The following is an 8,165-nucleotide window of genomic DNA, read 5'->3' as shown; positions in this document are numbered from 1 at the left end:
CTTGCCCGCGCCATTGGGGCCAATGAGGGTGACGATTTTGCCTGCTTCCAGGGTCAGGTCCGCGCCCTGAAGAATGTCTCTACCGCCCCGGCGCACTCCGATCTGGCGGGCGGTCAGCAGCGGTTCACTCATGGGCATGCTCCCGGCAGTCGGGGCACAGACCGGTCACCTCCAGGGAGTGGCCTTCCAGTTGAAAGCCGGCGTTGTCCGCATTGGCCTGAATGGCTTGGGTTATGGCGTTGCTTTCCATCTCCACGGCGACGCCGCAGGCCCGACAGAGCAGAAAATGACTGGGGTGGCGGTGTTCCGGGCTGGGGCAGCCGACGTAGGCGTTCAGGCCGTTGATCCGGTGGATCAAGCCCTGCTCCAGCAGAAAATCGAGCGCCCGGTACACGGTGGGGGGAGCTACTCGACGGGTGGAGGCCTCTGCCAGCTGATCCATCAACTGATAGGCGCCCAAGGGCTTGTGACTTTGCCATACCAGCTCGAGCACCTGCTCGCGCAGCGGCGTCAGACGCGCCCCGCGTTCGGTGCACAGGCTGCGCGCGGATGCCAGGGCACTGCGCACGCAGTGGCCGTGGTTGTGATGTCGAAAGGCGATGGGGGTGTCGGTCATGACCGTGCCTCGAAGCAAATGCTTTACTGCAAAGATGTTACACTATAACCTTTTACGCCCAATCACGCGAGTGTCTGACTATGCTGCCACCCAAGCCCCTGTTGTCATCCTGGTTTGCCGGATCTGCCGGTGGACGCGGCGTCGGGTATGCGCTGCTTTTATTGTGGGCTCTGGCGGCACCGGCCCGGGCCGAGGTCGAGGTGTTGACCAGCATCAAACCGCTGGCGCTGATCGCCGAGGCGGTGGTGGGGGACCAGGGCCGGGTGAGTCACCTGTTGCCGCCCAACGCCTCCCCCCACGACTACCCGCTGAAAGTCTCCGATATGCAGCGACTGGCGCAGGCCGACCTGGTGCTCTGGGTGGGTGAGGAGCTGGAGACCTTTTTGCGCCGTCCCCTTGGCAACCTGCCCGACGATCGACGTATGACCCTGATTGACTTGCCGACCCTGCACTGGCCGGATGGGGAGGAAGCACACGAAGGTCACGGCCATGAAACCGATCATTCAGACGGGCATCATCACGACCACGGCGGCCGGGATCCTCATCTCTGGCTGAACCCGGAGAATGGGCGGGGGATCGCCACCGCGTTGGCCGAGCGCCTGGCGGTATTGGCACCGGCCCAGGCCGAGGGCTTCCGGGCCAGAGCCGCGGCCCTGGCCGAGGTACTTGAGGCGCTGGATCAACGCCTCGAATCCCGGCTGCATCCGCTGAGGGAGAGACCCTTTGCGGTGTATCACGAGGGATACAGCCATTTTGTCAGCCACTACCACCTGAACCAGGTGGCCTCGGTCACCCTGTCCCCGGAGCGGCGTCCGGGGGCGCGACACCTGTACGAGCTGCGCCAGCAATTGCAGGGCGCTGTGTGCCTGTTCACCGAACCCTATTACGACATGAGTTCCGCCCGCAGCCTGGCGGATGAGCTCGATCTGAAACTCGGCGAGCTGGATCTGCTGGGCGCGACCGAGTCGACCGACACTTACCCTGAGCTGTTGGAAGCGCTCGGCGAGGCGGTGGCGACCTGTCTGCAGTAGCCGAAACGTGGACAAAAAAATCCCCGCCGGGCCAGAGGCCGGGCGGGGAGACAAGCGAGGAGAGTAAGTCGTTACGACGCCCGGTAGCAGCCACCGGGCGGGGAGAGTACAAAGTGCCCGCCGGAGGCGGGCGCAAGCGAGGGGTTAAAGGTCCGCCTGCAACTGACGGCTGAGCTTCTCGTTCAACCGCTCGTTGAGTTTTGCTTCCAGTTTCTCGTTCAGTTCCCGGGACTGCTTCTCCAGGTCCTGACGCATCAGGGTATCCTGCTCGGTGCTGTCGCTTTCCGGAAGATCCCACTGCATGGCGACGCCGGCTTCTGCCGCGGCGATGGCCATGTTGGGTTGAGCGCCGGCAGTAACCCCTTCGGCGGCCGCGTTGGCGGCAAACAATACAGATACGATCATCAGGCCAAGTGTCTTCATGGTTTCGCCCTCCATGGGTTTCCCCAGATGGAAGCTGCTCACCTTGGTATAGAGCAGCTTGTGAATGTGTGTTTAGAGGGATCGCCTCTATGTGTTACCTATAGTAACACAGTTGTTACTATAGTCTAGTGGTATTTCATATTGATGATAAAAAAGTGAGCGTTTTGTTAAGTAATTCGCATAGTTAGCGGTAATTCTGGAAGTGAAGCCTCAAAAATCACCGGGTAACAAGCCAGTAACAGACATCTGGTTATAAGGCGCGGCTGAATCCCCGCTCGGTTTTGGGGTATGCTTGCCCACAACCACATAGGATTAGACGCACAGCGTTGCAATTCAGATTCAGACTCAGAGACAAGTGACCTTATGACCCAGAAAGCCCCCCTGGTGTTGGTGGACGGCTCCTCCTACCTCTATCGCGCCTACCACGCCCTGCCGCCCCTGAATAACGCCAAAGGCCAGCCCACCGGGGCGGTGAAAGGTGTCATCAGTATGCTGCGCCGGCTGCTCAAGGACTTTCCGGAGAGCCCCGTTGCGGTGGTGTTCGACGCCAAGGGCAAGACCTTCCGCGATGAGTTGTTCGCCGAGTACAAATCCCAGCGCCCGCCCATGCCCGATGACATGCGCCCCCAGGTCCAGCCGATCAAGGACATTGTGGAGGCCATGGGCTTACCTCTACTGGTGATTGAGGGCGTGGAGGCCGACGATGTGATCGGTACCCTGGCCCACCAGGCCAGCGAGCAGCAGCGGGATATGATTGTTTCTACCGGTGACAAGGACATGGCGCAGCTGGTCAACCGCCACATCTCTCTGGTCAACACCATGACCGGCAGTCACCTCGATGAAGATGGGGTGAGGGAGAAGTACGGCTTTGAGCCGCCCCTGATGATCGACTACCTGGCCCTGATGGGGGACAAGTCCGACAATATTCCCGGCGTGCCGGGGGTCGGAGAAAAGACCGCCCGCGCGCTGATTGAGGGCCTGGGCGGCCTGGATGCAATCTACGACAACCTGGAGGCGGTGCGCGAACTGGGTTTTCGCGGGGCCAAAAAGATGCCGGAAAAGCTGGAAGAGCACCGGGATCAGGCCTACCTGTCCCGACAGCTGGCCACCATCAAAACCGATGTCGAGCTGGACCTGAGGCCGGAAGATATCGCCCGCGGGGAGCCGGATAACAATCGCCTGCGCGAGATTTTCACCGAACTGGAGTTTCGCACCTGGGTGGCGGAGCTGGAGCCAGCCACCGAGGAGGGCGAGGCGCCGACGGCCAGCGAGCCCGAGGTGGCGGTGGATTACGAGGTGGTCACCGAACAGGCGTCGCTCGATGCCTGGCTGAAGGCGCTCAAGAGTGCCGAGCTGTTTGCGTTTGATACCGAAACCACCAGCCTGCACGCCATGGAAGCCAAAGTGGTCGGACTGTCATTTGCCGTGGAACCTGGCAAGGCAGCCTATGTGCCCCTGGCGCACGATTACATGGGTGCGCCCGATCAGCTCGATCGGGACTCGGTGTTGGCGGCACTCAAGCCCCTGCTGGAGGATCCGAAAAAAGCCAAGGTGGGCCAGAACCTCAAGTACGACCGCAATGTGCTGCGCAATCACGGCATCGAGCTGCGCGGTATCGCCTTCGATACCATGCTGGAATCCTATGTGCTCAATTCCACCAGCGGCCGTCACGACATGGACAGCCTGGCGCTGCGCTACCTGGATTATCGCTGCACCTCGTTCGAGGACATTGCCGGCAAGGGCGCCAAGCAGCTCACGTTCAACCAGATCAAAATTGACGACGCGGCCCCCTACGCCGCCGAAGATGCCGATGTGACCCTGCGCCTGCATCGCCGCCTCTGGCCCGAGCTGGAGAAAACCGATTCCCTGAAGCGAGTGTTTACTGACCTGGAAATGCCGCTGGTTCCGGTGCTGGCCAATATCGAGCGCAACGGCGCGTTGGTGGACGGCAGGGTTCTGGGGGAACACAGCCGGCAGTTGGGTGAGCGTCTGGCGCAGTTGGAAAAAGAGGCCCACGAGATCGCCGGTCGGCCCTTCAACCTGGGCTCCACCAAGCAGCTGGGGGAGATCCTGTTCGACGAGCAGAAGTTGCCGGTGCTCAAGAAAACCCCCAAGGGTAAACCCTCCACCGCCGAGGAGGTTCTGCAGGAGTTGGCCCTGGACTATCCGCTGCCCAAGTTGCTGATGGAATACCGGGGGCTGAGCAAGCTCAAGAGCACCTACACCGACAAGCTGCCATTGATGATCAACAAGGCCACGGGGCGGATCCATACCTCCTATCACCAGGCGGTGACCGCCACCGGTCGGCTGTCCTCCTCGGACCCGAACCTGCAGAACATCCCCATTCGCACCGAGGAAGGCCGGCGCATCCGCCAGGCGTTCATCGCCCCCAAGGGCTACAAGGTGCTGGCGGCGGACTACTCCCAGATCGAGCTGCGCATCATGGCGCACCTGTCGGAGGATAAAGGATTGCTCAACGCCTTTGAGCAGGAGCTGGACGTTCACAAGGCCACCGCCGCCGAGGTGTTCGGTACCGAGCTGGACAAGGTCACCCCGGAAATGCGCCGGCGGGCCAAGGCGATCAACTTTGGCCTGATCTATGGCATGTCCGCCTTCGGTCTGGCGAAGCAGCTGCACATTGGTCGCCAGGAAGCTCAGGAATACATTGACCGCTACTTCGACCGCTACCCAGGAGTGCTGCGTTATATGGACAATACCCGCGCCCAGGCCCGGGAGCAGGGCTACGTCGAAACCTTACTGGGCCGGCGCCTGTACCTGCCCGAGATCAACGCCCGCAATGGCAACCTGCGCCAGGGTGCCGAGCGCACTGCCATCAATGCGCCCATGCAGGGCACCGCGGCGGATATCATCAAGGCGGCCATGATCGATGTGGATCGCTGGCTATTGAAGGAAAAGCTGGACGCCCGGATCATGATGCAGGTGCACGATGAACTGGTGCTGGAAGTGGCCGAAGGCCAGCTGGACGAGGTGCGCGAGGGTATTGTCGAGCGGATGTCGAAGGCGGCTGACCTGAAAGTGCCACTCTTGGTAGAGGCCGGGGTAGGGGATAACTGGGATCAGGCCCACTGAATTCTGGCCCTGTGATGCCGCGGGTAAAAAAAATTTTCAGAGGGAGTGAACTTTCGGGACCTATGCCCGGTCCCATAAAACATGAACAGTGTGTTTCATGTGCAACTCCCCTAACGTGGCATGACGCCACTTGGCTAACCGCTTTACTCAGCTACCCCGACCACTGGTCGGGTTTTTTTTGCCCGTCGATTGCGTGGCGCCGAGGCTTTACAAAACCTGACACATTCCGGAAGGCGGGGCCGGAACTTTCCTGAATGACCATCGTCTTAAAGAACAGACGCAACGATTGCAGTCTTTCCTCCGCTTAACTGGCGCCACCCCAAGGGTGCCAGTCATTGCCCCCGGCGGCCGCCCCCTGGTCGCCGGTTTTTTTATGTCCGGGGCTCAGAATCCTCACTTTCCTGTGCGACTTCCTGCGCCGGCGTCAGCCATTCGGTCAGTTTGCGCTTCAGATCGTCCACCCCGGTGCGCTTGAGTGATGAAAAACACTGGGCGGTGACCAGATCGCTCACGCCCGCCGCCTGCATCTGCTTGCGCACGGCCAGCAGGGTGCTGTTGGCCGGCCCCCGCTTGAGCTTGTCCGCTTTGGTCAGCAGGATATGCACCGGCATCTCCACTTCCACGGCCCAGTTGATCATCATGGAGTCAAACTCCTGCATGGGGTGGCGGATGTCCATCAGCAGCACCAGCCCCTGCAGGCAGTCGCGTTCCTGAAGGTACTCGGACAGGTTGCGCTGCCACTCCTCTTTCATGGCCCGGGCGACTTTGGCGTAGCCGTACCCGGGCAGATCCACCAGGCGCTGGCCTTCGCCCACGCTGAAAAAGTTGATTAGTTGGGTGCGCCCGGGCGTCTTGCTGGTTCGGGCCAGTTTGGAATTGTCAGTCAGGGTGTTGATGGCACTGGATTTGCCCGCGTTGGAACGCCCCGCGAAGGCGACTTCCAACCCGTTCTCCGGTGGACACTGATGAATACTGGGGGCGCTCTGTTCAAATGTGGCGCCGCGGAAGTTGATCTCTGTGGTCATAAAACCCTGCAAAAGCCTGTGTTATCCCATATAATGCGCGGTGCCCCCGTTGGGGCCCCGGCGCGAAAAGTGGCCCTGGGGCCGAGTGGGGCAGCCGATTGTAGCCCGTAGGCGGCCAAATGTCGCCCGAACACTGCGGAGCGGGCCCCACAATAAACGAATTGACAGGTTAGCCAATGAAATATTCAGTGAAGCATTTGCTCCTCGCGCTGGGCGCACTGGTTTTGGTTCCGGGCGCAAGCGCCGCCGGTGACCCGGAAGCGGGCTCCGAAAAAGTGGCTGTATGCGCCGCCTGCCACGGTCAGGATGGTAACAGCCCGGCGCCGAGCTTCCCGAAGCTGGCCGATTTGGGCCAGCCCTATCTGTACAAGCAGCTTCAGGACATCCAGGCCTGGGATAATGCCACCGGAGAGGCCAAGGCCACGACTGGCCGTGAGGTGGTGCAGATGACCGGCATGCTCAAGGGCATGAGCGATCAGGACCTGCAGGATATTGCCGCTTACTACGCCAGTCAGAGCATGCAGTTGAGCGGTGCCCAGGAAATGCAGGTGCAGGTGAACTCGGGCGCTGAAGTTGATGCGCTGGCCCTGGGTGAGCAGATTTACCGCGCCGGCAATCAGGAGACTGGTGTGCCGGCCTGCATGGGTTGCCACGCACCGAATGGTCAGGGTAATGAGCCGGGAGCCTTCCCGCGCCTGGGTGGCCAGTACCCACAGTACATCGAGGCCCAGCTGCGCGCCTTCCGCGCCGGCGACCGTATGAACGATGGTGAGTCGATGATGATGCGTCTGAGCGCCAAAAACCTCAGTGACGCCGAAATCAAGGCGGTGGCGAACTACATCGGCGGCCTGAACTGATTGCACGGCGGGAACTAAACCCGCCGGTTCGGGCTCTGAGTCACGTTGACCGGGCCCGAGCCCTCCGATAATGAATAACGTGGAGCCAACTATGCGCATTGTGTTAGCTGTTCTGGCGATGATGGTATCGCTGACCGCCGTCGCCCAGACCCCCGAGAACGGAACCGACTATAAAGAAGGCGAGCACTACGAGACCCTGGCCGAGCCGGTCCCCACCAGCACCTCGGACAAGATTGAAGTGGTCGAAGTCTTTGCCTATACCTGTGGCCACTGCTACAACTTCGAGCCGCTGATTCGGGCGTGGAAAAAAGAGCAGAAAGATGATGTGGCGGTTGTGCAGACCCCCGCCATGTGGAACGCCACCATGGAGGCCTATGCGCGCGGCTTCTATACCGCAAAGGCCATGGAGCTGCTGGATGAAGTGCATATGGCCGTGTTCACCGCCGTGCATCAGGAAGGCAAACAGTTCCGCAGTGCCGAGCAGTGGGCCGACTTCCTGGAGACCTATGGTGCGGATCGCGAGCGGATACTGAAAACCTTCAACTCGTTTGGCATCACCAGCCAGGTGCGTCAGGCCGACGCCCGGGTTCGCGGTTACAAGATCACCGGCACCCCGGAAATGGTGGTCGACGGCAAGTACCGGGTCAGCTCCCGGATGACCGGCAGCCACAGCGAGATGCTGCGAGTGGTGGACCACCTGGTTGAACAGATTCGCCAGGGAGCGCTCTGACTACCTGAGTTCGCGCCAACGTGCTGACAACGCCCGCTCCCAGAGCGGGCGTTGTCGTTTCCGGGTCAGGAAAAAGGTCGTTTTGGCCGACAGTGCGGGCGGGGAACGGCTATACTGTCTGGGCAGTTTTCAGCAAACGCGGGATTTTTCATGACCCTCCGAACAACGGACGACGATACTTGGCGAGAAAAGTACCTGGATGCTCTGGACGCCCACGACGCGCTTGAGCGTCAGGCCGATGACCAATACCAGCGACTGCGCCGGGCCCTGGTGCAACTGAGCATTATTGCCGATGGGCAGGACCGCCAGTTGGACGAATTGCTGGATGAGCTGCGCAAAACCCTGCGCGGCGACCAGGCGCTGGAGCGTCTGCCCGAACTGACCGATCGGCTC

General features: G+C 61.0%; 7 protein-coding genes and 2 pseudogenes. 5 read left to right on the top strand and 4 right to left on the bottom strand.

The features are described 5' to 3' along the window. Together znuC and B3520_RS05520 are read right to left on the bottom strand one after the other, a co-directional pair. Positions 1-132 (bottom strand): annotated as a pseudogene (znuC, locus tag B3520_RS17510) (zinc ABC transporter ATP-binding protein ZnuC); the annotation flags it as partial. After that, a complete protein-coding gene (locus B3520_RS05520) occupies positions 125-616 on the bottom strand; it encodes a Fur family transcriptional regulator (protein WP_286804191.1) in 492 nt (163 codons plus the stop codon). The pseudogene znuC and the gene B3520_RS05520, both read right to left, overlap by 8 nt. A gap of 80 nt (positions 617-696) precedes the next feature. Between B3520_RS05520 and B3520_RS05515 the strand changes: the two genes are divergently transcribed. After that, complete coding sequence (locus B3520_RS05515; protein WP_286804192.1) at positions 697-1,647, top strand: zinc ABC transporter substrate-binding protein; 951 nt, start codon at positions 697-699, stop codon at positions 1,645-1,647. A 144-nt stretch (positions 1,648-1,791) separates the two neighbouring features. Here B3520_RS05515 and B3520_RS05510 read toward each other — a convergent pair whose 3' ends face one another. Further along, complete coding sequence (locus B3520_RS05510) at positions 1,792-2,070, bottom strand: hypothetical protein (protein ID WP_123639425.1); 279 nt, start codon at positions 2,068-2,070, stop codon at positions 1,792-1,794. 363 nt (positions 2,071-2,433) lie between these two features. Here B3520_RS05510 and polA point away from each other — a divergent pair, with 363 nt between their 5' ends. Beyond that, positions 2,434-5,160: a DNA polymerase I gene (gene polA, locus B3520_RS05505; protein ID WP_286804193.1), complete on the top strand. Its 2,727-nt coding sequence runs from the start codon at positions 2,434-2,436 to the stop codon at positions 5,158-5,160. A 371-nt stretch (positions 5,161-5,531) separates the two neighbouring features. On the opposite strand, the gene yihA is transcribed toward polA, so the two are convergent. Beyond that, complete coding sequence (yihA, locus tag B3520_RS05500) at positions 5,532-6,185, bottom strand: ribosome biogenesis GTP-binding protein YihA/YsxC (protein WP_286804194.1); 654 nt, start codon at positions 6,183-6,185, stop codon at positions 5,532-5,534. Between the two features lie 176 nt (positions 6,186-6,361). Here yihA and B3520_RS05495 point away from each other — a divergent pair, with 176 nt between their 5' ends. The 3 genes and pseudogenes from B3520_RS05495 to B3520_RS05485 form a co-directional block, all read left to right on the top strand. Next, on the top strand, positions 6,362-7,042 hold the full coding sequence (locus B3520_RS05495) for a c-type cytochrome (RefSeq protein WP_024461902.1): 681 nt from the start codon (positions 6,362-6,364) through the stop codon (positions 7,040-7,042). Positions 7,043-7,133: 91 nt separating this feature from the next. After that, positions 7,134-7,772 (top strand): thiol:disulfide interchange protein DsbA/DsbL, encoded by a 639-nt coding sequence (locus B3520_RS05490; protein WP_286804195.1) that lies wholly within the window; start codon positions 7,134-7,136, stop codon positions 7,770-7,772. Between the two features lie 150 nt (positions 7,773-7,922). Continuing rightward, a pseudogene (locus B3520_RS05485) lies at positions 7,923-8,165 on the top strand (GGDEF domain-containing protein); the annotation flags it as partial.

Origin of the sequence: Marinimicrobium sp. UBA4509 (genome assembly GCF_002388575.1) — a bacterium.
In the GTDB taxonomy this organism is placed as follows: Bacteria; Pseudomonadota; Gammaproteobacteria; order Pseudomonadales; family Cellvibrionaceae; genus Marinimicrobium; species Marinimicrobium koreense.
This window is presented reverse-complemented; position numbering and strand designations above follow the sequence as displayed.